Annotated in this window: 33 protein-coding genes and 2 pseudogenes; 30 read left to right on the forward strand and 5 right to left on the reverse strand. The window is 54.8% G+C overall.

All coding sequences use genetic code 11. From position 1 onward, the window contains the following. Window positions 1-8 precede the first annotated feature (8 nt). Complete coding sequence (tuf, locus tag ACZ1HE_RS02520) at window positions 9-1,184, forward strand: elongation factor Tu (protein ID WP_472619424.1); 1,176 nt, start codon at window positions 9-11, stop codon at window positions 1,182-1,184. A gap of 195 nt (window positions 1,185-1,379) precedes the next feature. Here the strand turns inward: tuf and ACZ1HE_RS02525 are convergent, their stop codons facing one another. Next, a complete protein-coding gene (locus ACZ1HE_RS02525; protein WP_472619425.1) occupies window positions 1,380-1,772 on the reverse strand; it encodes a sugar O-acetyltransferase in 393 nt (130 codons plus the stop codon). Between the two features lie 23 nt (window positions 1,773-1,795). Continuing rightward, window positions 1,796-1,960 (reverse strand): annotated as a pseudogene (locus tag ACZ1HE_RS02530) (maltose acetyltransferase domain-containing protein); the annotation flags it as partial. 370 nt (window positions 1,961-2,330) lie between these two features. On the opposite strand from ACZ1HE_RS02530, the gene ACZ1HE_RS02535 reads away from it, so the two are divergent. The 6 genes from ACZ1HE_RS02535 (at window position 2,331) to speB (ending at window position 7,320) form a co-directional block, all read left to right on the forward strand. Continuing rightward, the gene (locus ACZ1HE_RS02535; RefSeq protein WP_472619426.1) at window positions 2,331-3,887 is read left to right on the forward strand and encodes a GT-D fold domain-containing protein; all 1,557 of its coding nucleotides are present in this window, start codon (window positions 2,331-2,333) and stop codon (window positions 3,885-3,887) included. Window positions 3,888-4,217: 330 nt separating this feature from the next. Continuing rightward, window positions 4,218-4,532 carry a 30S ribosomal protein S10 gene (gene rpsJ, locus ACZ1HE_RS02540; protein ID WP_008756422.1) on the forward strand — a complete coding sequence of 105 codons (315 nt, stop codon included), beginning with the start codon at window positions 4,218-4,220 and terminating at the stop codon, window positions 4,530-4,532. A gap of 18 nt (window positions 4,533-4,550) precedes the next feature. Beyond that, on the forward strand, window positions 4,551-5,276 hold the full coding sequence (rplC, locus tag ACZ1HE_RS02545; protein ID WP_472619427.1) for a 50S ribosomal protein L3: 726 nt from the start codon (window positions 4,551-4,553) through the stop codon (window positions 5,274-5,276). Next, window positions 5,273-5,890, forward strand: coding sequence for a 50S ribosomal protein L4 (rplD, locus tag ACZ1HE_RS02550; RefSeq protein WP_164661563.1), 618 nt, complete (start codon window positions 5,273-5,275; stop codon window positions 5,888-5,890). Before rplC ends, rplD begins: the two co-directional genes overlap by 4 nt. Further along, entirely contained in the window at window positions 5,887-6,183 is a 297-nt protein-coding gene (locus tag ACZ1HE_RS02555) for a 50S ribosomal protein L23 (protein WP_472619428.1), read from the forward strand. The genes rplD and ACZ1HE_RS02555 overlap by 4 nt, the downstream gene beginning before the upstream one ends. Window positions 6,184-6,348: 165 nt before the next feature. Continuing rightward, a complete protein-coding gene (speB, locus tag ACZ1HE_RS02560) occupies window positions 6,349-7,320 on the forward strand; it encodes an agmatinase (RefSeq protein ID WP_472619429.1) in 972 nt (323 codons plus the stop codon). 211 nt (window positions 7,321-7,531) lie between these two features. Here the strand turns inward: speB and ACZ1HE_RS02565 are convergent, their stop codons facing one another. Then, the gene (locus tag ACZ1HE_RS02565) at window positions 7,532-7,822 is read right to left on the reverse strand and encodes a hypothetical protein (protein WP_472619430.1); all 291 of its coding nucleotides are present in this window, start codon (window positions 7,820-7,822) and stop codon (window positions 7,532-7,534) included. A 208-nt stretch (window positions 7,823-8,030) separates the two neighbouring features. Here ACZ1HE_RS02565 and ACZ1HE_RS02570 point away from each other — a divergent pair, with 208 nt between their 5' ends. The 6 genes from ACZ1HE_RS02570 to rplP all read left to right on the forward strand — a co-directional run bounded on the left by ACZ1HE_RS02570 (window position 8,031) and on the right by rplP (window position 11,109). Next, on the forward strand, window positions 8,031-8,207 hold the full coding sequence (locus tag ACZ1HE_RS02570; RefSeq protein WP_165821522.1) for a hypothetical protein: 177 nt from the start codon (window positions 8,031-8,033) through the stop codon (window positions 8,205-8,207). 258 nt (window positions 8,208-8,465) lie between these two features. Further along, entirely contained in the window at window positions 8,466-9,308 is an 843-nt protein-coding gene (gene rplB, locus ACZ1HE_RS02575; RefSeq protein ID WP_085794068.1) for a 50S ribosomal protein L2, read from the forward strand. 3 nt (window positions 9,309-9,311) lie between these two features. Further along, complete coding sequence (gene rpsS, locus ACZ1HE_RS02580) at window positions 9,312-9,590, forward strand: 30S ribosomal protein S19 (protein WP_005980699.1); 279 nt, start codon at window positions 9,312-9,314, stop codon at window positions 9,588-9,590. A 3-nt stretch (window positions 9,591-9,593) separates the two neighbouring features. Continuing rightward, window positions 9,594-9,974: a 50S ribosomal protein L22 gene (rplV, locus tag ACZ1HE_RS02585; protein ID WP_085794069.1), complete on the forward strand. Its 381-nt coding sequence runs from the start codon at window positions 9,594-9,596 to the stop codon at window positions 9,972-9,974. Further along, window positions 9,974-10,681: a 30S ribosomal protein S3 gene (gene rpsC, locus ACZ1HE_RS02590; protein WP_472619431.1), complete on the forward strand. Its 708-nt coding sequence runs from the start codon at window positions 9,974-9,976 to the stop codon at window positions 10,679-10,681. The genes rplV and rpsC overlap by 1 nt, the downstream gene beginning before the upstream one ends. A gap of 14 nt (window positions 10,682-10,695) precedes the next feature. After that, window positions 10,696-11,109 carry a 50S ribosomal protein L16 gene (rplP, locus tag ACZ1HE_RS02595; protein WP_108792445.1) on the forward strand — a complete coding sequence of 138 codons (414 nt, stop codon included), beginning with the start codon at window positions 10,696-10,698 and terminating at the stop codon, window positions 11,107-11,109. Window positions 11,110-11,115: 6 nt separating this feature from the next. Here rplP and ACZ1HE_RS02600 read toward each other — a convergent pair whose 3' ends face one another. After that, window positions 11,116-11,364, reverse strand: coding sequence for a hypothetical protein (locus ACZ1HE_RS02600; protein ID WP_472619432.1), 249 nt, complete (start codon window positions 11,362-11,364; stop codon window positions 11,116-11,118). A gap of 178 nt (window positions 11,365-11,542) precedes the next feature. Here ACZ1HE_RS02600 and ACZ1HE_RS02605 point away from each other — a divergent pair, with 178 nt between their 5' ends. The 3 genes from ACZ1HE_RS02605 to ACZ1HE_RS02615 all read left to right on the forward strand — a co-directional run bounded on the left by ACZ1HE_RS02605 (window position 11,543) and on the right by ACZ1HE_RS02615 (window position 12,694). Further along, complete coding sequence (locus ACZ1HE_RS02605; RefSeq protein WP_472619433.1) at window positions 11,543-11,728, forward strand: hypothetical protein; 186 nt, start codon at window positions 11,543-11,545, stop codon at window positions 11,726-11,728. A gap of 110 nt (window positions 11,729-11,838) precedes the next feature. Further along, on the forward strand, window positions 11,839-12,459 hold the full coding sequence (locus ACZ1HE_RS02610; protein WP_472619434.1) for a 2OG-Fe(II) oxygenase family protein: 621 nt from the start codon (window positions 11,839-11,841) through the stop codon (window positions 12,457-12,459). Between the two features lie 19 nt (window positions 12,460-12,478). Further along, window positions 12,479-12,694 carry a hypothetical protein gene (locus tag ACZ1HE_RS02615; RefSeq protein ID WP_472619435.1) on the forward strand — a complete coding sequence of 72 codons (216 nt, stop codon included), beginning with the start codon at window positions 12,479-12,481 and terminating at the stop codon, window positions 12,692-12,694. Between the two features lie 15 nt (window positions 12,695-12,709). Here ACZ1HE_RS02615 and ACZ1HE_RS02620 read toward each other — a convergent pair whose 3' ends face one another. Beyond that, complete coding sequence (locus tag ACZ1HE_RS02620; RefSeq protein ID WP_472619436.1) at window positions 12,710-13,060, reverse strand: DUF6122 family protein; 351 nt, start codon at window positions 13,058-13,060, stop codon at window positions 12,710-12,712. 303 nt (window positions 13,061-13,363) lie between these two features. On the opposite strand from ACZ1HE_RS02620, the pseudogene rpmC reads away from it, so the two are divergent. The 14 genes and pseudogenes from rpmC (at window position 13,364) to ACZ1HE_RS02690 (ending at window position 19,319) form a co-directional block, all read left to right on the forward strand. Then, window positions 13,364-13,569 (forward strand): annotated as a pseudogene (rpmC, locus tag ACZ1HE_RS02625) (50S ribosomal protein L29). A 12-nt stretch (window positions 13,570-13,581) separates the two neighbouring features. Then, complete coding sequence (gene rpsQ, locus ACZ1HE_RS02630) at window positions 13,582-13,812, forward strand: 30S ribosomal protein S17 (RefSeq protein ID WP_085794080.1); 231 nt, start codon at window positions 13,582-13,584, stop codon at window positions 13,810-13,812. A gap of 86 nt (window positions 13,813-13,898) precedes the next feature. Continuing rightward, the gene (gene rplN, locus ACZ1HE_RS02635) at window positions 13,899-14,267 is read left to right on the forward strand and encodes a 50S ribosomal protein L14 (protein WP_008757934.1); all 369 of its coding nucleotides are present in this window, start codon (window positions 13,899-13,901) and stop codon (window positions 14,265-14,267) included. A 2-nt stretch (window positions 14,268-14,269) separates the two neighbouring features. Continuing rightward, window positions 14,270-14,581, forward strand: coding sequence for a 50S ribosomal protein L24 (gene rplX / locus ACZ1HE_RS02640; RefSeq protein WP_085794081.1), 312 nt, complete (start codon window positions 14,270-14,272; stop codon window positions 14,579-14,581). Further along, window positions 14,574-15,134 carry a 50S ribosomal protein L5 gene (gene rplE, locus ACZ1HE_RS02645; RefSeq protein WP_085794082.1) on the forward strand — a complete coding sequence of 187 codons (561 nt, stop codon included), beginning with the start codon at window positions 14,574-14,576 and terminating at the stop codon, window positions 15,132-15,134. The genes rplX and rplE overlap by 8 nt, the downstream gene beginning before the upstream one ends. Window positions 15,135-15,152: 18 nt before the next feature. Next, a complete protein-coding gene (gene rpsN / locus ACZ1HE_RS02650; protein ID WP_085794083.1) occupies window positions 15,153-15,458 on the forward strand; it encodes a 30S ribosomal protein S14 in 306 nt (101 codons plus the stop codon). Between the two features lie 13 nt (window positions 15,459-15,471). After that, complete coding sequence (gene rpsH / locus ACZ1HE_RS02655; protein WP_085794084.1) at window positions 15,472-15,864, forward strand: 30S ribosomal protein S8; 393 nt, start codon at window positions 15,472-15,474, stop codon at window positions 15,862-15,864. An 11-nt stretch (window positions 15,865-15,875) separates the two neighbouring features. Further along, on the forward strand, window positions 15,876-16,409 hold the full coding sequence (rplF, locus tag ACZ1HE_RS02660; RefSeq protein WP_472619437.1) for a 50S ribosomal protein L6: 534 nt from the start codon (window positions 15,876-15,878) through the stop codon (window positions 16,407-16,409). Window positions 16,410-16,420: 11 nt separating this feature from the next. Continuing rightward, window positions 16,421-16,780 (forward strand): 50S ribosomal protein L18, encoded by a 360-nt coding sequence (rplR, locus tag ACZ1HE_RS02665; RefSeq protein WP_058283506.1) that lies wholly within the window; start codon window positions 16,421-16,423, stop codon window positions 16,778-16,780. A gap of 114 nt (window positions 16,781-16,894) precedes the next feature. Next, window positions 16,895-17,464, forward strand: a complete 570-nt coding sequence (rpsE, locus tag ACZ1HE_RS02670; RefSeq protein WP_472619438.1) for a 30S ribosomal protein S5 — start codon at window positions 16,895-16,897, stop codon at window positions 17,462-17,464. Between the two features lie 12 nt (window positions 17,465-17,476). Continuing rightward, a complete protein-coding gene (gene rpmD, locus ACZ1HE_RS02675) occupies window positions 17,477-17,665 on the forward strand; it encodes a 50S ribosomal protein L30 (RefSeq protein WP_008559881.1) in 189 nt (62 codons plus the stop codon). Between the two features lie 142 nt (window positions 17,666-17,807). Beyond that, window positions 17,808-18,188 carry an ectoine synthase gene (locus tag ACZ1HE_RS02680; protein ID WP_472619439.1) on the forward strand — a complete coding sequence of 127 codons (381 nt, stop codon included), beginning with the start codon at window positions 17,808-17,810 and terminating at the stop codon, window positions 18,186-18,188. A gap of 200 nt (window positions 18,189-18,388) precedes the next feature. Further along, entirely contained in the window at window positions 18,389-18,619 is a 231-nt protein-coding gene (locus ACZ1HE_RS02685) for a DUF1127 domain-containing protein (RefSeq protein ID WP_085794088.1), read from the forward strand. Between the two features lie 61 nt (window positions 18,620-18,680). Further along, window positions 18,681-19,319 (forward strand): DsbA family protein, encoded by a 639-nt coding sequence (locus ACZ1HE_RS02690; RefSeq protein ID WP_472619440.1) that lies wholly within the window; start codon window positions 18,681-18,683, stop codon window positions 19,317-19,319. The last annotated feature ends 84 nt before the right edge of the window (window positions 19,320-19,403 follow it).

Here is a 19,403-nt window from a genome sequence, read left to right on the forward strand (position 1 = left end):
CCATCACCATGGCAAAGGAAAAGTTTGAGCGTACAAAACCGCACGTCAACATCGGCACGATCGGCCACGTTGACCACGGCAAGACCACGCTGACCGCAGCAATCACCAAATATTTTGGCGACTTCAAAGCCTACGACCAGATCGACGGCGCGCCGGAAGAAAAAGCCCGCGGCATCACCATCTCGACCGCACACGTGGAATACGAGACCGACGCACGTCACTATGCGCACGTCGACTGCCCCGGCCACGCTGACTACGTCAAGAACATGATCACCGGTGCCGCTCAGATGGACGGCGCGATCCTGGTTGTGAACGCAGCTGACGGCCCGATGCCGCAGACCCGCGAGCACATCCTGCTGGGCCGCCAGGTTGGCATCCCGTACATGGTCGTCTTCATGAACAAAGTTGACCAGGTCGACGACGAAGAGCTGCTGGAACTGGTGGAAATGGAAATCCGCGAGCTGCTGTCTTCGTACGAATACCCGGGCGACGATATCCCGATCATTGCCGGTTCGGCTCTGGCGGCGATGGAAGGCAACAACCCTGAAATCGGCGAAGAGAAGATCAAAGAGCTGATGGCAGCTGTTGACGAATACATCCCGACACCGGCCCGTGCTGTTGACCAGCCGTTCCTGATGCCGGTCGAAGACGTGTTCTCGATCTCGGGTCGCGGTACTGTTGTGACCGGTCGTGTGGAACGTGGCGTGATCAACGTGGGCGACGAGATCGAAATCGTCGGCATCCGCGACACCAAGAAAACCACCTGTACCGGTGTGGAAATGTTCCGCAAGCTGCTGGACCGCGGTGAAGCTGGCGACAACATCGGCGCCCTGCTGCGCGGTATCGACCGTGACGGCGTTGAGCGTGGTCAGGTTCTGTGTAAGCCAGGTTCCGTGAACCCGCACACCAAGTTCGAAGCCGAAGCCTATATCCTGACCAAGGAAGAGGGTGGCCGTCACACGCCGTTCTTCGCGAACTACCGTCCTCAGTTCTACTTCCGTACGACTGACGTCACCGGCACCGTGAACCTGCCCGAGGGCACCGAAATGGTTATGCCTGGCGACAACCTGAAGTTCGACGTTGAGCTGATCGCACCGATCGCGATGGAGCAGGGTCTGCGCTTCGCGATCCGCGAAGGCGGCCGCACCGTCGGCGCCGGCGTTGTGTCGAAGATCACTGAATAATTCGCTCTAGCGAATGATCAGACGGAAAAGGGCGCCTGCGAGGCGCCCTTTTTTGTTTGAATTCAATGGTCCCGAGACGCGGGTGATAGTGGCGACAGTGGATTTGACCTTTGGCAAAAGCGTGCGAAAACCACACCGGTGAAGCCAACAGAAAGGTCGCTCCAATCAGAGCGGCCTTTTATGTGTTCCGAAAGGTTACAGTTTTCGAATAATCTTCGCCGGGTTGCCTGCTGCAAAGACCCGCGCAGGCATAGATTTTGTCACAACCGAACCCGCACCAATCGTGGTTCCATCACCTATCTGAACGCCAGGCAAGATGATCGATCCGCCCCCGATCCACACGTGTTTTCCGATGGTCACAGGCTGGGCCGACGTACGATACTTGGGTACCCCATTTTCGACGTACAATCGCTCTTCGGGGAGGAGCGGGTGCGTGGTGGCGTAAACCTGAACGTTTGGTCCAAATAAAGTCCCTTCTCCAATTTGGATCTGGTCGCCATCCAGAAATGTGCAGTTGAAATTAAGGAACACGCCAGCCTCAAGGTGGATATTGTCACCGTAGTCACAGAAGAAAGGGGTTCGATCCATGCTCCTGTTTTAAATGTCCCAAGTAGTTCTGATAGAACTCTTGCCCGTTTCTCCATCTCATCATGGTCTGATTGATTGAAGGTCTTTAGGAGCAAACGCGCCCTTTTGTGTCGGGCCATTATGGACGCACTTCTGGTGTCATATGAACTGGATAGTCTTTCAGGTTCATTGTTTGCTCGGTTCGACACAAGTTTCCTCCAAAGCCGCAGGAAATGGCATGTTGATTGCTGTTGAAAACAGTTGTTCCCCGCTTAGCATGTTCTGTAACCGGACGCATAATTCCACTTCGCTTCCTGAAGTAAAACTGAAGGTCTTTGGGGTTTGTGACGTGCATCGAAGTCCGGTCATGACTGCGGTGTAGTGGTCCTGCTTTCCATAACGCGCACTAGCCTCAAGCTTTTTGGTGTTCGTTTTTGGCGAAGTGTTGAGAGAGTTTGATGGTTTCAAAGTTACCCGAAATAAAGTAGTTGCTTTGTCGAGCCGAGTTGCGCTGAATTCGACCCCGAAGGCGGTAAAACATTCTTGATTCTAACCTATTAGCCTCCCGATAGGATGCCCATGAAAGCGACGATGGAAACAAGAAAACTGCTTCGATCGAAACAGGCTGAGGCTCTGCAAAGACCTGGTGAGTTGCAAAAGGCTTTCCTTGCGAAGATTGAAGTGGAAGGGCGGCATGCAACTTTGCTGAGAATGGTTGCCAAGACAAAAATTCTGACTGAACAAGCTCTGCACGAGCTGTTTACAGAACTCTACAGAAGTCAGGAACGCGAGACCTTAAGGGAACTGGCGAACGACAGTTCTTTGCGGTTTCCGTGCCTGAGACGTTTTTGGCTCCACCAATTAAGGTTTCGTGATTGCGATCCGAAACAAACTTTGGAGGAAATCGTCGAAGACTACCGTGGAAGCCGATTAAACTCTGTGGCTCGAACCAAGTGGCTCAGTTTGATTTTCGCACAGTCAGCGCGAGAAAACGACTTCAGTTTTGTTGAAACTTGGGTGCGAACGGCGACGGATGCTGAGATCAAACGTGTGGCACGGCGCTATATGTATGGTGCCTTAATCGGATTGATCAACTCCGATAAATCAGAAACTGCGAATTACATTCTAGATAGGATTTGGCCGAAGGCTTCGGAGTATCTCAAGCTATTCTATTCTGTTCCGAGTTGGAAACTCGGTAGGATCGAAGCCTCGGATATGACAAACGACAAATTGGCGGAGCGCCTTTCGAATTGTAGTCCCGAAGAGGATCCAGTTTGGGATTGGTTCTTCTCAACATATCGCAACGAAATTCAATCTGCTCAAATGGATCTTACCGACATCAGGGTAAACTCCGAAAGCGTCATAAAACTTCAGGACATTATTAAAACTGCATTGATTGATCAGCGCCCGTTTTCGCTTCTACGACTAGGGGATGGTGAAAGTTATCGAATGAAGTTGCCAGCGATTGCTTCCGAGTTTGAATCCAAGCTTCCTGGAGATGACAGGATGCGTGAAGTGAATTGGTGGAACAGGGAACTCGACCCAGAACTGGGCTCTCGGTTTGCGTCAGTGGTTTCGGAGGCACTAAATGCTGCGGACGTGTTGGGTGTATGTTCTGCACATCGTCTCATTCGGGATATCAACGCAAAACACCGCTTGGGTGAGTCCAAATCGGATAGAGCATTGCTGGCGCACGTAAACGCCTATGGAACCCTGTTTTCAATGGACAATAAGGTAATTACCGAAGAGCGTGCACATACGATCATTTATACTGACGCGTTTCTGGAGGATCTTTTGTTTTCGGCCCGAAAACTGGTAGTCGTGGGAGGGTTGTCTCCTGATGAGATGGGTTTGCAGGCAGATTGCAGTGTGGAATTCATCGCGCTTTTACCTGAACAAAACAAAAGCTTACCAACCGCTGATGGAGCGCGTTGGATTGTGGACGATTTCGACTCAATTTCCCAAGATATCTCAAATGCATGTTCGCCAGGGACGCTTGCGCTTGTTTCCGGGGGCTACGTGGGAAAGGCACTGGTTCAGGTAGCGAAATCAGCTGGCGCGGTTGCTCTCGACATCGGCTCCAGAGCCGATACGCTCGCCGGAAAGCAGACACGTTCGCCGGGAGATGCCATCTGAGTCCAGTCCGTCATACAGCGGTAGAAACAATCGTGATCGAGGGATTTTGGGCGAAATCAGGGAGCCGACATCTTCTGTTTTTCAAGTCAACCGAGGCTTTTGATGTTCGGTTGCAGGCTGCGAGTTAGGTCCCTGGAAATGCATTGTCTCTGGAATAGTAAAGCTACTTTGGAAAGCCACTTGCCACCTCTCGCAAACCCATCTATACCGCGCGAGTTCTCTGTAGAGACATGAAGGCGGGGTGATTCCCGCCTTTTGGGTTCGATGAGGGGTTGCGATGAGCGCTGTCCCTTCCTCTCAACCTCAACGCCTAAGAAAAGGCACATGCTTATGCAAAGCCAAAACATCCGTATTCGGCTGAAGGCATTTGACTATCGCGTGTTGGATGCGTCCACACAAGAGATCGTCAACACTGCCAAGCGGACCGGCGCCAACGTTCGTGGCCCGATCCCCCTGCCGAACAAGATCGAGAAATTCACTGTTCTGCGTGGCCCCCACGTTGACAAGAAATCCCGTGACCAGTTCGAGATCCGTACGCACAAGCGTCTTCTCGACATCGTTGATCCGACCCCCCAGACCGTTGACGCGCTGATGAAGCTCGACCTCGCCGCTGGTGTGGACGTCGAGATCAAGCTGCAGTCGTAAGATCGGAGGGTATTGATTATGCGCTCTGGTATTATCGCAAAGAAAGTGGGCATGACCCGCGTGTTCAAAGAAGACGGCAAGCAGATCCCTGTGACCGTTCTTCAGCTTGAAGCACTGCAGGTTGTGGCTCAGCGTACCGCTGACAAAGACGGCTACACCGCTGTTCAGTTGGGCGCGGGCACCCCGAAAGTTAAGCGCGTATCCAAAGCTATGCGCGGTCACTTCGCAGGCGCGAAGGTCGAACCCAAGCGCAAGCTGGTCGAATTCCGCGTGTCGGAAGACGCGCTGATCGAAGTTGGCGCTGAAATCTCGGCCGAGCACTTCCTGGAAGGTCAGAAAGTTGACGTTTCGGGCACCTCGATCGGTAAAGGTTTCGCCGGTGCGATGAAGCGTTGGAACTTTGGTGGTCTGCGCGCCTCGCACGGTGTTTCGATCTCGCACCGTTCGCACGGTTCGACCGGTCAGTGTCAGGACCCGGGCAAAGTCTTCAAAGGTAAGAAGATGGCCGGTCACATGGGTGCTGCCCGTGTAACCACCCAGAACCTGGAGGTTGTCAAAACCGACGCCGACCGTGGTCTGGTCTTCATCAAGGGTGCCGTTCCCGGTTCCAAAGGTGGCTGGGTCACCGTTAAGGACGCCGTGAAGAAGAAAGCCCCCGAAGGTCTGCCGTTCCCGGCAGCTGTTAAAGCGGCCGCAACTGAAGCACCTGCTGAAGAAGCACCCGCGGAAGGTGGTGAAGCATGAAACTTGACGTGATCAAACTGGATGGCGGCAAAGCAGGCGATATCGAACTGTCGGAAGACCTGTTCGGCCTGGAGCCCCGCGCGGACATCCTGCACCGTGTGGTCCGTTGGCAGCGCAACAACGCGCAGGCCGGCACCCATAAGGTAAAGACCCGTTCGGAAGTCAAATACTCGACCAAGAAGATCTATCGCCAAAAAGGCACCGGTGGCGCACGCCACGGCGCACGCTCGGCACCGATCTTCCGTGGTGGTGGTATCTACAAGGGCCCAACCCCGCGTAGCCACGGCCACGAGCTGACCAAGAAATTCCGCAAGCTGGGTCTGCGTCATGCGCTGTCCGCTAAAATGGCTGCGGGTGAGCTGGTTGTGATCGAAAACGCCGACACCGAAGCCAAGACTGCTGCTCTGGCCAAACAGGTTGCAAACCTGGGCTGGAAACGCGCATTGGTCATCGACGGCGCTTCCGTGAACGAAGGCTTCTTGAAAGCTGCGCGCAACATTGAAGGTCTGGATATCCTGCCGACAATGGGCGCAAACGTTTATGACATCCTCAAGCGTGACACCCTGGTGATCACCAAAGCGGGTGTCGAAGCACTGGAGGCTCGACTGAAATGAGCGCGAAGGCAGAACACTACGATGTGATCCGCAAGCCGATCATCACCGAGAAGGCAACCATGGCGTCCGAGAACGGCGCGGTTGTGTTCGAAGTGTCGATCGACAGCAACAAACCTCAGATCAAAGAGGCCGTTGAGGCCCTGTTTGGTGTGAAGGTCAAAGCGGTCAACACCACCATCACCAAAGGTAAAGTCAAGCGTTTCCGCGGCCAGCTGGGCAAGCGTAAAGACGTGAAGAAGGCCTATGTGATGCTGGAAGAAGGCAACACCATCGACGTGTCCACCGGACTCTGAGATTAGCTTTTCTGAAGAATTGAAAGCCCCTCGCTGAAAGGCGGGGGCTTTTTTTGTTCAAATTGACACAAGATCGTAATTTGATCAAAAGTTTGGGTTGTGCTGGACGGGCGACCGTTGGTTGATAGGGACAGCACCCGGCAACAGAAAATCAGGAGGGTATCCGTGGCCAAGTCAGATGACATCCCGGTCGATCAGGCGTTTCTTAGGAGTGACCTGAAGGGAACCGAACTCGAAAACAGTTTTTCGGGAGCCCTGAGTTTCATGCGCCGAAAGTACAGTCGGGATTTGAGCGGGGTTGATGTTGCCGTAACGGGTGTTCCGTTTGACTGTGCAGTATCAAACCGCCCCGGATGTCGATTTGGCCCTGAGGCCATTCGCCGTGCTTCGGCGCAATTGGCGTGGGGGCCGATCTGGCCCTGGGGATTTGATCCTTTTGATGTTTTGGCCGTTGTCGATTATGGCGACTGCGCCATCGACTACGCCAAATCTGCTTTGATCGATGAAGCGATTGTGGATCATATGCGACCCATTATTGATGCTGGGGCTTTCCCTCTGGTCTTGGGTGGGGACCACTATATCTCGTACCCGCTGCTGAAAGCGCAGGCTAAAAAGCATGGCCCCTTGGCCTTTGTGCATTTCGACGCTCACCGGGACGTCGAGGTCTCGGATGTCCGCTGCCAAGATCACGGGTCTATGTTCCGCTACGCGCTTGAAGACGGGCTAATTGACCCCGAAAAATCGATACAGATTGGAATTCGCACGACGTTTGAAGGCGAGCAAAACCACGGGATGACGATCCTGCATGCGGACAAAGTGCACGAGATGACTGCGACCGAAGTGGCCGAGGCCGTACGCGAGGTCGTGGGAGCCTCAAAAACCTATCTGACATTCGATATTGATTGCCTTGATCCGGCATTTGCACCGGGGACAGGAACCCCGGTTGTTGGGGGTCTTTCGTCACATCAGGCATTGTCGATCCTGCGACAGCTGGTTGGGATCGACTTTGTTGGAGCGGATTTGGTAGAGGTTTCGCCCTCTTATGATGTCGCTCAGATCACCAGTCTGGCAGCCGCGACGATCGCGACGGAAATCCTATGTGTCCACGCAGAGAATGTGAAGCAATCCAAGGGGTGATTGGCAAGACATGGTCTCTCAAACTACGTGATTTGCGGGTTTTGCGCGTTTGGGTTTCGTCGGACTTCGCGATATGCCGGGCAGCACGCAGTTTCTCGGAAAAGGGACCAGTTGGTCAGCCGCAAGGTGGTAAATGAGGATAGGCTTCGCCTGGAAGAAGCCTATCCGGGCCTAGGCCAAACCCAGAAAGATCAAGTCGATCAAGCACCCGTCAATTCGATTTATGCCACATCATCTTGTTCTTCACATTTCTTAAGGTCATGACCCCCCAAAGTAGAGGCAGAAGTGAGACAAGGAACACCACAATACCAGTCCCGGCCAGCTCCACTTCGCCCTGTGTACTAATCAGGATCAGAAAACCAAACGCTGCTGCAAACAATCCCAAGAAAACACGGCGCGCACCCAGCTGCTGCAATTCTTCAGATGGTTTGTAGATGGCGCCACATGCACTGCATGTATTGTAGCCTTCATTGATGCCTGTTCCGCAAAATCCACATTCCAAGGTTGAGTTCCTTCTAGTTTTTTTAAAGTAGTAATAACAAGATATTGGGCGGTAAATCGTGTTGGTTCTCTTCTACAATACGACATGTTTTACCAGAGTGGCGCGCGCATAGGTTGTTTGGTGTATTCGTCTAGCAGATTGGGCGAAAGCGCAGTTAGTTTTTGACTTGCCGTTGTACTGCAGGCGTTTGGTGGCTAGGCTTCTACTTATGAAACATGTCCCCAAAGAAACGACAGATGACGCACTTATTCAGGAATACCTGAACAAGGGTGGCAAAGTGAGTGTTGGCAAGACCAAGCCCGCGAACCCCGAACTGGGGCTTAGCAAGAACGTTTGGAACAACAAGCTGACCAAAGAAGAGAAGGCCGCGCGCGACAAGAAATGAGCGTGCGATCTTTGTGTTGATACAGATTGTTGCCCGGCGTGGATGCGGGCACTGGGAATCTGTGATCTCGCTATAGACACCTACTATGTTCTCTGGTACCTCGCACCAATCGTGCAGCCTCGGATTCGTTCCGGGGCTTCTGATATTTGAACCGGGGACCTTCGGGGCCCTATATCCAGGCACCTACGGGGGCCTTTAACATAGCGGGTCCAAAGACAAGAACCTAAGGACACGCACGCTAAACGGAAGACAGAAAGCATGGCACTCAAGTCGTATAAGCCGACGACGCCGGGCCAGCGCGGGCTGGTGCTGATCGACCGTTCGGAGCTCTGGAAAGGACGCCCCGTCAAAGCCCTCACCGAGGGTCTGACGAAATCGGGCGGCCGGAACAACACCGGACGGATTACATCGCGACGCCGCGGTGGTGGGGCAAAGCGCCTCTACCGGATCGTTGACTTCAAACGCAACAAATTTGATGTGGCAGCAACCGTTGAACGGATCGAATACGACCCGAACCGGACTGCATTCATCGCACTGGTCAAATACGAAGACGGCGAGCAAGCCTATATCCTTGCTCCGCAGCGTCTGGCTGTTGGTGACACTGTTGTTGCCTCAGCAAAGGCCGACATCAAGCCGGGTAACGCAATGCCGTTCTCGGGCATGCCGATCGGTACCATCGTTCACAACATCGAAATGAAGCCCGGCAAAGGTGGTCAGATTGCCCGCGCTGCTGGTACATATGCTCAGTTCGTTGGTCGTGACGGCGGCTACGCCCAGATCCGCCTGAGCTCGGGCGAACTGCGCCTGGTGCGTCAGGAATGCATGGCCACCGTTGGTGCTGTGTCGAACCCTGACAACTCGAACCAGAACTACGGTAAAGCCGGTCGTATGCGCCACAAAGGCATCCGTCCGTCGGTTCGTGGTGTTGTCATGAACCCGATCGACCACCCGCACGGTGGTGGTGAAGGCCGGACTTCGGGTGGTCGTCACCCGGTGACCCCATGGGGTAAGCCGACCAAGGGTGCACGTACCCGCAACAAGAACAAAGCGTCCAGCAAGCTGATCATCCGCTCGCGGCACGCCAAGAAGAAAGGGCGTTAATAGATGTCTCGCTCTGTTTGGAAAGGCCCTTTTGTTGACGCTTATGTTCTCAAAAAGGCAGAAGCTGCTCGTGAATCGGGCCGTAACGAAGTGATCAAGATCTGGTCGCGTCGTTCCACCATCCTGCCCCAGTTCGTGGGTCTGACATTTGGTGTGTACAACGGTCAGAAGCACATTCCCGTCAACGTCTCGGAAGACATGATTGGTCAGAAGTTCGGTGAATACTCGCCGACCCGCACCTATTATGGCCACGCCGCTGACAAAAAAGCGAAGCGGAAGTAAGTCATGGGCAAGGCAAAGAATCCCCGCCGCGTGGCAGACAACGAAGCAATGGCGAAAACCCGCATGCTTCGCACCAGCCCGCAGAAACTGAACCTGGTTGCAGCGATGATCCGCGGCAAGAAGGTTGATCGTGCTCTGACCGATCTGACCTTCTCGAACAAGCGTATCGCAGCAGACGTGAAGAAATGCCTTCAGTCCGCAATCGCCAACGCCGAGAACAACCACAACCTGGACGTCGATGAACTGATCGTCGCCGAGGCGTATGTGGGTAAAAACCTGACCATGAAGCGCGGTCGCCCGCGGGCACGTGGCCGGTTCGGCAAGATCATCAAGCCGTTCTCGGAACTCACCATCAAGGTGCGTCAAGTTGAGGAGCAAGCCTAATGGGTAACAAAGTAAATCCGATCGGCATGCGCCTCCAGGTCAACCGTACCTGGGACAGCCGCTGGTATGCAGACACCAAAGACTATGGTGACCTGCTGCTCGAGGACCTGAAAATCCGCGAGTTCATCAAGGAAGAGTGCAAGCAGGCCGGTGTGGCCCGTGTGATCATCGAGCGTCCGCACAAAAAGTGCCGCGTCACGATCCACACAGCACGCCCCGGCGTCATCATCGGCAAGAAAGGTGCAGACATCGAAACTCTGCGCAAAAAGATTGCTTCGATGACCGACAGCGAGCTGCACCTCAACATCGTTGAGGTTCGTAAGCCCGAACTGGACGCACAGCTGGTTGGCGAGTCCATCGCTCAGCAGCTGGAACGTCGTGTATCCTTCCGCCGCGCAATGAAGCGTGCGGTTCAGAACGCTATGCGCATGGGCGCCCTGGGTATCCGGGTGAACGTGGCTGGTCGTCTGGGCGGCGCCGAAATCGCACGGACTGAATGGTACCGCGAAGGTCGTGTGCCTTTGCACACTCTGCGTGCCGACATCGATTACGCACATGTGGAAGCTACCACTCCCTACGGGATCATCGGGATCAAGACCTGGATCTTCAAAGGCGAGATCATGGAGCACGACCCGCAAGCGCGTGACCGTAAAGCACAGGAACTCCAGGATGGCCCTGCACCTCGCGGTGCTGGCGGTCGTCGCTAAGGGAGGCTTGAGAAATGCTTCAACCAAAGCGTACTAAATTCCGCAAAATGCACAAAGGCCGGATCAAAGGCCTCGCAAAAGGCGGTTCTGATCTGAACTTCGGCACCTATGGTCTGAAGGCTCTGCAGCCTGAGCGCGTCACCGCGCGTCAGATCGAAGCTGCACGTCGTGCCATGACGCGTCACATGAAACGTCAAGGTCGCGTATGGATCCGTATCTTCCCCGACACTCCGGTCACCTCGAAGCCGACCGAAGTTCGTATGGGTAAAGGTAAAGGTTCTGTTGATTTCTGGGCAGCCAAGGTCAAGCCTGGCCGCGTGATGTTCGAAATCGACGGCGTCAACGACGACATCGCACGCGAGGCCCTGCGCCTGGCCGCGATGAAGCTTCCGATCAAGACCCGCATCGTGGTTCGCGAAGACTGGTAAGCCAGTCTAAAGCGCAAAACTTAAGAACCCCGCCGAGACAATCGGCGGGGTTCTTTTTTGTGTTTGCTGCTTTAAGCGGATCATTTGTCGCTTGAGGAACTGTGGCAGGGAACACTTGGAAAGAAGGAAGGGATGCGATGAAAGATCTCGACCACGTCCAAAAAGGTGATCTTTGCGGTAAAAGGTGTAGTCTTTCGGCGCAATTGGTTTTCTGCTTGGTTTTTTGACGGGGTTCAATTTTCCCGTGTAGGTCATCGGCAAGGGTCGGCCAACGTGCTGAATAGCAAGCCTGAATTTGCCTATTGTAATTCACAGGAGTGAATATGGGATTCGACTTCTGCTTGAATTTCTGCAAATCTTGGACGGAGGACTGCCTCCTCGCACAGATTCCCACCTGCTGGGATGAAAAATATTAACGAGAGGACAATTGAAAATGAAACTGAAGTTTGCTGCCCTTGGCCTGGTTGCCGCGACCTTGGTCGCTTGCTCACAGCAGGAAGAACCGGTCCCGGTCACATTTGCCCCGACCTATGACAAGCTAGGCAACGCCAGCTGCCCCGAAGGTTACACCCTGGCCACCACAACTGAAGGTGCCACGGTCTGCTCACCTTTGTCCTGAGCATAGAAACATCGGGGCGGTCCAATGGGCCGCCCTTTTTGATTCATCTAAGCGGCTTAGCCGTATGTGATACATCTCGCGCTCTTGTTTCGACTGAGGTATGAGAGCGCATGCCCAAGATTGAATCGCTTTTTGTCACCCGTATATATCACGCTGCACTGTCTGAATTCGGCCCCAAGGTTGATGCCAGAGAATTGGAGGCGTCCTGCTATTCCATTGCCGAAGACGATGAGGCGGGGCAGGAGTGGTGCGAAGAGAACGGTTACCCCGGCTACACATCCTACGCGTCGCTGACCGACCTGGGTTGGCGGTTTCCGATCTTCGCCGATTTGATCAAGTCGTTGGATCAGCATGTCATGGCCTTTGCCCAGGATCTGGAATTTGATCTGGACGAGCGTGAGCTGAAGCTGGAAGATATCTGGATCAACATCCTGCCCGAAGGCGGCATGCATTCCAGTCATATCCATCCGCATTCCGTGATTTCCGGCACGACCTACGTATCGATGCCCGAAGGGGCCAGTGCTCTCAAGCTTGAAGACCCACGCTCAGCTCGCATGATGGCGGCCCCGACCCGGATCAAAGACGGGCGGCGCGAATTGAAACCGTTCATCTACATGAAGCCCGAGGTGGGCGGTGTCCTATTGTGGGAAAGCTGGCTGCGCCACGAGGTGCCGATGAACATGGCAGAGGATGAGCGGATCAGTGTTAGCTTTAATTATAAATGGGATTGATCCCTGCCTTCTGAATGCGATGGACGCAGCAGCCCCGGCCTTTTGGATCGGGATGTTGGTGCTGTTCTTGCTGGTGCTCTATCGGACCAACTGGAACGTCCGTGAAGCGTTTTCGGAATTGGTGAGCTTTCGCCAGCGTGGAAATCAGACCAAGATCGAGAAAGTGGTTCTGGCCGCCACTTTGGCGATGACGTTCTATCTTTTGATCAAGGAGATGGAAGGGTGCGTGGCCTAACTGCAGTTGATTGCGTTACAGAGACCAAGTGCCTTGCATGACGCAATCCAGGCTGTCGGTTGCCAGATGCCACAAGCAGCCGAGCGCAAAGGCGCGTACCTTCCACGAGCGAAAGAGCAGGGCAGCGCCATAGCCTGCAGCTGCCAGGCTCGAATGCAACGGATGGAACCCGATGCTGCATCGATTTGGATCAAAGATTGGCGTCGCCAACAGATGATCGGCGTCGATGATGTTGGCTGCGATCATAAGGCCAGCGGCGAACAGCCATCTCTCACGTCCAAAAATCAACCGTGCGATGGCAAACGGCATCAAGAAATGAAAGCCGTAGTGAATGACGATTGGAAATGCTTCACTCAGCCAGTGCATTTGCGCTCTTTAACTTGGTTGATGTGCCTGGACGTTGGCGATCAGGGGTAAATGTCTGAAACGCGATTGTGTCCAATAATTCAAGCTGCATCTTCGCTATGCAGAGTTGCGCTAACAGGTTTTCGTTTCTCACTGGGAAAGAAAGCCAAGTTTCCCTTGCCCCCATGGTACGCCTCCCCTATAGAGCAGCATCTTGTGTGTCCCCTGACTGAGTCGGGGGATTCGCATGTGTTGTATTCATCCACCAGGTCCAAGGTGACCCGTTTACGGGGCCTTCTGGTGTTTTGAGAAAAGGAAAAGGCGATGAACGCCCAAGAACTTCGTGACAAAACCGCGGACCAGCTCCGCGAGGAACTCGCAAACCTGAAGAAAGAGAGCTTTAACCTGCGCTTTCAACAGGCAACCGGTCAGCTGGAAAGCACTGCAGGCATCAAGGCGGCTCGCCGCAATGCTGCCCGCGTGAAGACCATCCTGAATGAAAAGCTGCTGCTGCAGCTTCTGCAGAATAAGGAGCCTGAAGTATGCCCAAACGTATCCTGCAAGGCACCGTGACCTCGGACGCCAACGCCCAGACCGTAACCGTCTCGGTTGAGCGTCGTTTCACACACCCGGTTCTGAAGAAAACCATCCGTAAGTCCAAGAAATACCGGGCTCACGATGAAAAGAACGCTTTCAAGGTCGGCGACTCTGTACGCATCATCGAATGCGCGCCGAAATCGAAAACGAAACGTTGGGAAGTTCTGGAAGCTTAAATCTTAAGCTTCCCGGACGACTCGACAGAGTCGAAACCCTGGGGATCAGGCCACGCATCGGCCCCCCATAGGTCGGGAGAAACCACATGATCCAGATGCAAACAAACCTGGATGTTGCTGACAACTCCGGCGCTCGCCGAGTTCAGTGCATCAAGGTTCTGGGTGGCTCCAAGCGTAAGTACGCATCCGTAGGCGACATCATCGTCGTCTCGGTCAAGGAAGCCATCCCGCGCGGTCGCGTAAAGAAAGGTGATGTCCGTAAGGCCGTCGTCGTTCGCACCGCCAAAGAAGTACGTCGCGAAGACGGCACCGCGATCCGTTTTGATCGCAACGCTGCCGTTATCCTGAACAACAACAACGAGCCCGTAGGTACACGTATCTTTGGCCCGGTTGTTCGTGAACTGCGCGGCAAGAACTTCATGAAAATCATCTCGCTCGCTCCGGAGGTGCTGTAACAATGGCTGCTAAACTCCGCAAAGGCGACAAGGTCGTCGTGCTGGCCGGTAAGGACAAGGGCAAAGAGGGTACTATCACCTCGGTTGACCCATCCGCAGGCAAAGCAGTGGTTGACGGCGTGAATGTCGCAATCCGCGCTACGCGTCAGACCCAGAACAGCCAGGGCGGTCGCATCCCCAAAGCGATGCCGATCGAACTGTCGAACCTGGCTCTGCTGGACGCAAACGGCAAAGCAACCCGCGTTGGCTTCCGCATGGAAGGCGACAAGAAGGTCCGCTTCGCCAAGACCACAGGGGACGTGATCGATGCTTGATAACGCAACCTACACACCGCGCCTGAAAACTCAGTACGTTGAAACCATCCGTGCCGCTCTGAAAGAAGAGTTCGGTTACAAGAACGACATGCAGCTGCCCAAGCTGGAAAAAATCGTTCTGAACATCGGTTGTGGTGCTGAAGCTGTCAAAGACTCGAAGAAAGCCAAATCGGCTGTCGAGGATCTGACTGCAATCGCTGGCCAGAAAGCTGTATCCACCAAGGCAAAGAAATCGATCGCGGGCTTCCGTGTTCGTGAAGACATGCCTTTGGGTGCCAAGGTGACCCTGCGTGGCGACCGGATGTACGAATTCCTGGATCGTCTGATCACCATCGCTATGCCGCGTATCCGTGACTTCCGCGGTGTGAAGCCTTCTTTCGACGGCCGTGGCAACTTTGCCATGGGCATGAAAGAGCACATCGTGTTCCCCGAGATCGATTTCGACAAAGTCGACGAGACCTGGGGCATGGACATCGTAATCACCACCACAGCGAACACCGACGCTGAAGGCAAGGCACTGTTGAAAGCTTTCAACATGCCGTTCAACGCGTAAGCGCCGGGAGGATAAGACATGGCTAAAAAAGCAATGATCGAACGCGAAAAGAAGCGCGAGCGCCTGGTGGCTAAATACGCTGCCAAACGTGCCGAGCTCAAAGAGATCGCGAATGACGAAAGCAAGCCGATGGAAGAGCGTTTCAAAGCGCGCCTGAAATTGGCAAAACTGCCGCGCAACAGCTCGGCAACTCGTCTGCACAACCGCTGCCAGCTGACCGGCCGTCCTCATGCTTACTACCGTAAGCTGAAGATCAGCCGTATTGCGCTGCGCGAGCTGGGCTCTGCTGGTCAGATCCCCGGCATGGTGAAATCGAGCTGGTAAGGGAGACATAGATATGAACGATCCTATCGGCGATATGCTCACCCGTATCCGTAACTCTCAGATGCGCGGCAAATCCACCGTCATGACTCCGGCTTCGAAGCTGCGGGCATGGGTTCTGGATGTGCTGGCGGACGAAGGTTACATCCGCGGTTATGAAGCAACCACTGGTGCCGACGGCCACCCGGCCATCGAAATCAGCCTGAAGTACTACGAAGGCACTCCTGTCATTCGCGAACTGAAGCGGGTCTCGAAGCCCGGTCGTCGCGTGTACATGGGCGTCAATGACATCCCGTCGGTCCGTCAGGGCCTGGGCGTGTCGATTGTCAGCACTCCGAAAGGCGTGATGTCGGATGCAAACGCTCGCTCCAACAATGTTGGTGGCGAAGTGCTCTGCACCGTCTTCTAAGGAGGTCTGCAATGTCTCGTATTGGTAAGAAACCGGTCGAACTGCCCAGCGGTGTAACCGCGTCGGTGTCCGGCCAGACCATTGAAGTCAAAGGCCCGAAAGGGACCCGCAGCTTCTCGGCAACTGACGACGTGACTCTGAGCGTCGAAGACAACGTTGTCAAAATCGACCCACGCGGCTCGTCCAAGCGTGCCCGCCAGCAGTGGGGCATGTCCCGCACCATGGTTGCCAACCTGGTAACCGGCGTGACCACCGGCTTCAAAAAAGAGCTGGAGATCCAAGGTGTTGGTTATCGGGCTCAGATGCAGGGCAACACCCTGAAGCTGAACTTGGGTTTGTCGCACGACGTTGACTACACCGCCCCTGAAGGCGTGACCATCACGGCGCCCAAACAGACCGAGATTGTTGTCGAAGGTAACGACGAACAGCAGGTCGGCCAGGTTGCCGCTGAAATCCGCGCATGGCGTAAGCCCGAGCCCTACAAAGGCAAAGGCATTCGCTACAAGGGCGAGTTCATCTTCCGTAAGGAAGGCAAGAAGAAGTAAGGACCAGACAGATGGCAAACAGCAAACGGACCCTGTTCCTCAAGCGCCGCCTGCGCGTCCGGAACAAACTTCGCAAAGTGAACGCCGGACGCCCGCGTCTGTCCGTTCACCGTTCGAACAAGAACATCAGCGTCCAGCTGATCGACGATGTTCGTGGCGTGACATTGGCTTCGGCCTCGACCCTGGAAAAAGATCTGGGTGTCGTTGGCAAGAACAACGTCGAAGCAGCAACCAAGGTGGGCGCGGCAATTGCCGAGCGTGCCAAGAAAGCTGGCGTTGAAGAAGCTTACTTTGATCGCGGCGGCTTCCTTTTCCACGGTAAAGTGAAGGCCCTGGCCGACGCTGCCCGTGAAGGTGGCCTGAAGATCTAAACAGTGTGGGCGGTGCATGCGCTGCCCCGATGATCCGGGGGTTCCGGTCCAGATCGGGACCCACCAGGATTGGACAGATAGGCGCCAGACGCCTTTATGAAAGGAATGCCTCTCATGGCAGAACGTGAAAACCGCCGGGGCAACCGTCGTGACCGCGACGAAGCACCGGAATTCGCAGATCGCCTGGTCGCGATCAACCGCGTCAGCAAAACCGTAAAAGGTGGTAAGCGCTTTGGCTTTGCTGCTCTGGTTGTTGTTGGCGATCAGAAAGGCCGTGTTGGCTTTGGCAAAGGTAAAGCGAAAGAGGTCCCCGAGGCCATTCGCAAAGCCACCGAGCAAGCCAAGCGCCAGATGGTCCGCGTGCCTCTGCGCGAAGGCCGTACCCTGCACCATGACGTCGAAGGTCGTCACGGCGCAGGCAAGGTCGTGATGCGGACCGCTCCGGAAGGTACTGGTATCATCGCCGGTGGTCCGATGCGTGCTGTGTTCGAAATGCTGGGCGTGAAAGACGTGGTTTCCAAGTCGATCGGCTCGCAGAACCCGTACAACATGATCCGCGCCACCATCGACGGGCTGAAAAAAGAAGCCAGCCCCCGATCGGTTGCACAGCGTCGTGGCAAGAAAGTTGCTGACATCCTGCCCAAGCGGGACGAAGCACCGGCAGCCGCCGAAGCTGAAGCATAAGGAGAGCGACCCATGGCAAAAACCATCGTCGTAAAGCAGATCGGTTCCCCGATCCGCCGCCCCGCCGACCAGCGCGCTACTCTGGTAGGTCTGGGCCTGAACAAGATGCACAAAACCCGCGAGCTGGAAGATACTCCTTCGGTCCGTGGCATGGTCAACAAGATCCCGCATCTGGTTGAGATCATCGAAGAGCGCGACTAAGCGTTTCGATAGTCAGAATTAGGAAAACGCCCTCGGGAAACCGGGGGCGTTTTTCTTTTTGCCCGGTGCAAAATTCCGTTGCCGGGGGATGTCGACTGCGAAACAGTGCGCGGGCTGGCGTTTTGGCAGATGGGAGATAGAGATGATCGTCAAAGACTTGGCATCTGTGATCGGAACAGATGATCACATGGTGGGCTACAATCTGGAAAGCCGACGCATTCTGCTGGCGCGGGATGGTTTGGGCTATTCCTTGCATGACACTGTCGTCGAGGCCGGAAACGAGCTGCACCTGCATTACAAGAACCACATCGAATCCAACTACGTGATCGAGGGTGAGGGGACGGTAGAAAATGTTGCCACGGGTGAGGTGCACGATCTGAGTGTGGGATCGATCTATGTTCTGGACAAGAACGACGCGCATATTCTGCGAACCAAGACAAAGATGCGTTTTGTCTGCGTGTTCACGCCTGCGCTGAGTGGCGAAGAACGTCACGACGAAGATGGCAGCTATGATCTGTCTTGAGGTCTGGTCTTGGACAAAGGCTGACAAACGCCCCCAGTAACCGGGGGCGATCAATATCGAGAGTTGCTTTGGCTGCATAGCGGCCAGACCAGAGTGTGCGTTGTCCTAAGGGCAGGCAGGTCATACGTGCGGTTTGTCTCAGAAAGAACAGAAACAAACCCACCGGGCAATCAGGCCCGGTCCGTATGAGGAATTGAAAAATGGCACATGTTGCAACCCACGAAGGTTTTGGTCACTCGCTGGCAACCCGCATCCGCGCGGCATTTGAAAGCATGAAACAAGCGCGTGTTCTGCGTGGTGAATACAGCCGTACCGTGAACGAGCTGTCCGGCCTGACCGATCGCGAACTGCACGATTTCGGCTTCAGCCGCTACGAGATCCACGACATTGCGAATCGTCACGTTTATGGCGACCAGTTCCGCCACCTTTGATGGACACGGATAGGTCGGTTTTTCTTTGGCTCCGCGATGACTTGTCTCTAATCTCGCGGACATGAGCAGGATCGACTATTACTACTCGGCCCATTCGGCCTTTGCCTATCTCGGATCTCGGCGTCTGTACGAGATCTGTGAACAGAACTCTGTCAACCTGGTCCACAAGCCGATCAATCTGTCTCCGGTTGTCGAGGCTCAGGGTTCGTTGCCGTTTCGTGACCGGACGCAGGCGCATGTGGATTACTTTTTTGGCCGCGAGATCGAACGTTGGGCGGAATACCGGGATGTCCCTGTGATCAAGTTCCGTCCCACGCATCACGATGCCGATTATGGTCTGGCTTCTGGTATGATCGCGGCACTCGGTCCTTCGGGAACAGAGGTTGATACCTTTGCCCATGCCATCTTGGAGGCGCATTGGCGGGATGATGCGGATTTGTCGGATCGCGCGGTTTTAATGAGAATCGCACAGCAATGCGGTTTGGACGGGCGCGCGTTGATCGAGCAGGGCGCTGGAGCAGACGCTCAGGCCAAAGTTGCGGCAAATTCCCAAGACGCGCTTGGGCTCAGTGTTTTTGGTTCGCCGACCTACGTTGTGGATGGTGACGCGTTTTATGGTCAAGATCGTCTGGAATTGATCGAGCAGGCAATACAACGTCCATTCGCGCCCACACGGTGGGCCAATCCGCCAGTAAACTGACCTTGGGTCGAAAGGCTTGATCTGCGCTGACAGGCCCGCTATACGCGCCCGGTGGCGCAGTGCGCCGCGAGAATCAAAATCAAG

It is taken from the genome of Falsiruegeria sp. JB4-1 (assembly GCF_055693495.1).

Coding starts and splice junctions, on each gene's coding strand:
- tuf (WP_472619424.1), top strand. CDS start 9: ATGGCAAAGGAAAAGTTTGAGCGTACAAAACCGCACGTCAACATCGGC.
- ACZ1HE_RS02525 (WP_472619425.1), bottom strand. CDS start 1,772: ATGGATCGAACCCCTTTCTTCTGTGACTACGGTGACAATATCCACCTT.
- ACZ1HE_RS02535 (WP_472619426.1), top strand. CDS start 2,331: ATGAAAGCGACGATGGAAACAAGAAAACTGCTTCGATCGAAACAGGCT.
- rpsJ (WP_008756422.1), top strand. CDS start 4,218: ATGCAAAGCCAAAACATCCGTATTCGGCTGAAGGCATTTGACTATCGC.
- rplC (WP_472619427.1), top strand. CDS start 4,551: ATGCGCTCTGGTATTATCGCAAAGAAAGTGGGCATGACCCGCGTGTTC.
- rplD (WP_164661563.1), top strand. CDS start 5,273: ATGAAACTTGACGTGATCAAACTGGATGGCGGCAAAGCAGGCGATATC.
- ACZ1HE_RS02555 (WP_472619428.1), top strand. CDS start 5,887: ATGAGCGCGAAGGCAGAACACTACGATGTGATCCGCAAGCCGATCATC.
- ACZ1HE_RS02570 (WP_165821522.1), top strand. CDS start 8,031: ATGAAACATGTCCCCAAAGAAACGACAGATGACGCACTTATTCAGGAA.
- rplB (WP_085794068.1), top strand. CDS start 8,466: ATGGCACTCAAGTCGTATAAGCCGACGACGCCGGGCCAGCGCGGGCTG.
- rpsS (WP_005980699.1), top strand. CDS start 9,312: ATGTCTCGCTCTGTTTGGAAAGGCCCTTTTGTTGACGCTTATGTTCTC.
- rplV (WP_085794069.1), top strand. CDS start 9,594: ATGGGCAAGGCAAAGAATCCCCGCCGCGTGGCAGACAACGAAGCAATG.
- rpsC (WP_472619431.1), top strand. CDS start 9,974: ATGGGTAACAAAGTAAATCCGATCGGCATGCGCCTCCAGGTCAACCGT.
- rplP (WP_108792445.1), top strand. CDS start 10,696: ATGCTTCAACCAAAGCGTACTAAATTCCGCAAAATGCACAAAGGCCGG.
- ACZ1HE_RS02600 (WP_472619432.1), bottom strand. CDS start 11,364: ATGACCTACACGGGAAAATTGAACCCCGTCAAAAAACCAAGCAGAAAA.
- ACZ1HE_RS02605 (WP_472619433.1), top strand. CDS start 11,543: ATGAAACTGAAGTTTGCTGCCCTTGGCCTGGTTGCCGCGACCTTGGTC.
- ACZ1HE_RS02610 (WP_472619434.1), top strand. CDS start 11,839: ATGCCCAAGATTGAATCGCTTTTTGTCACCCGTATATATCACGCTGCA.
- ACZ1HE_RS02615 (WP_472619435.1), top strand. CDS start 12,479: ATGGACGCAGCAGCCCCGGCCTTTTGGATCGGGATGTTGGTGCTGTTC.
- ACZ1HE_RS02620 (WP_472619436.1), bottom strand. CDS start 13,060: ATGCACTGGCTGAGTGAAGCATTTCCAATCGTCATTCACTACGGCTTT.
- rpsQ (WP_085794080.1), top strand. CDS start 13,582: ATGCCCAAACGTATCCTGCAAGGCACCGTGACCTCGGACGCCAACGCC.
- rplN (WP_008757934.1), top strand. CDS start 13,899: ATGATCCAGATGCAAACAAACCTGGATGTTGCTGACAACTCCGGCGCT.
- rplX (WP_085794081.1), top strand. CDS start 14,270: ATGGCTGCTAAACTCCGCAAAGGCGACAAGGTCGTCGTGCTGGCCGGT.
- rplE (WP_085794082.1), top strand. CDS start 14,574: ATGCTTGATAACGCAACCTACACACCGCGCCTGAAAACTCAGTACGTT.
- rpsN (WP_085794083.1), top strand. CDS start 15,153: ATGGCTAAAAAAGCAATGATCGAACGCGAAAAGAAGCGCGAGCGCCTG.
- rpsH (WP_085794084.1), top strand. CDS start 15,472: ATGAACGATCCTATCGGCGATATGCTCACCCGTATCCGTAACTCTCAG.
- rplF (WP_472619437.1), top strand. CDS start 15,876: ATGTCTCGTATTGGTAAGAAACCGGTCGAACTGCCCAGCGGTGTAACC.
- rplR (WP_058283506.1), top strand. CDS start 16,421: ATGGCAAACAGCAAACGGACCCTGTTCCTCAAGCGCCGCCTGCGCGTC.
- rpsE (WP_472619438.1), top strand. CDS start 16,895: ATGGCAGAACGTGAAAACCGCCGGGGCAACCGTCGTGACCGCGACGAA.
- rpmD (WP_008559881.1), top strand. CDS start 17,477: ATGGCAAAAACCATCGTCGTAAAGCAGATCGGTTCCCCGATCCGCCGC.
- ACZ1HE_RS02680 (WP_472619439.1), top strand. CDS start 17,808: ATGATCGTCAAAGACTTGGCATCTGTGATCGGAACAGATGATCACATG.
- ACZ1HE_RS02685 (WP_085794088.1), top strand. CDS start 18,389: ATGGCACATGTTGCAACCCACGAAGGTTTTGGTCACTCGCTGGCAACC.
- ACZ1HE_RS02690 (WP_472619440.1), top strand. CDS start 18,681: ATGAGCAGGATCGACTATTACTACTCGGCCCATTCGGCCTTTGCCTAT.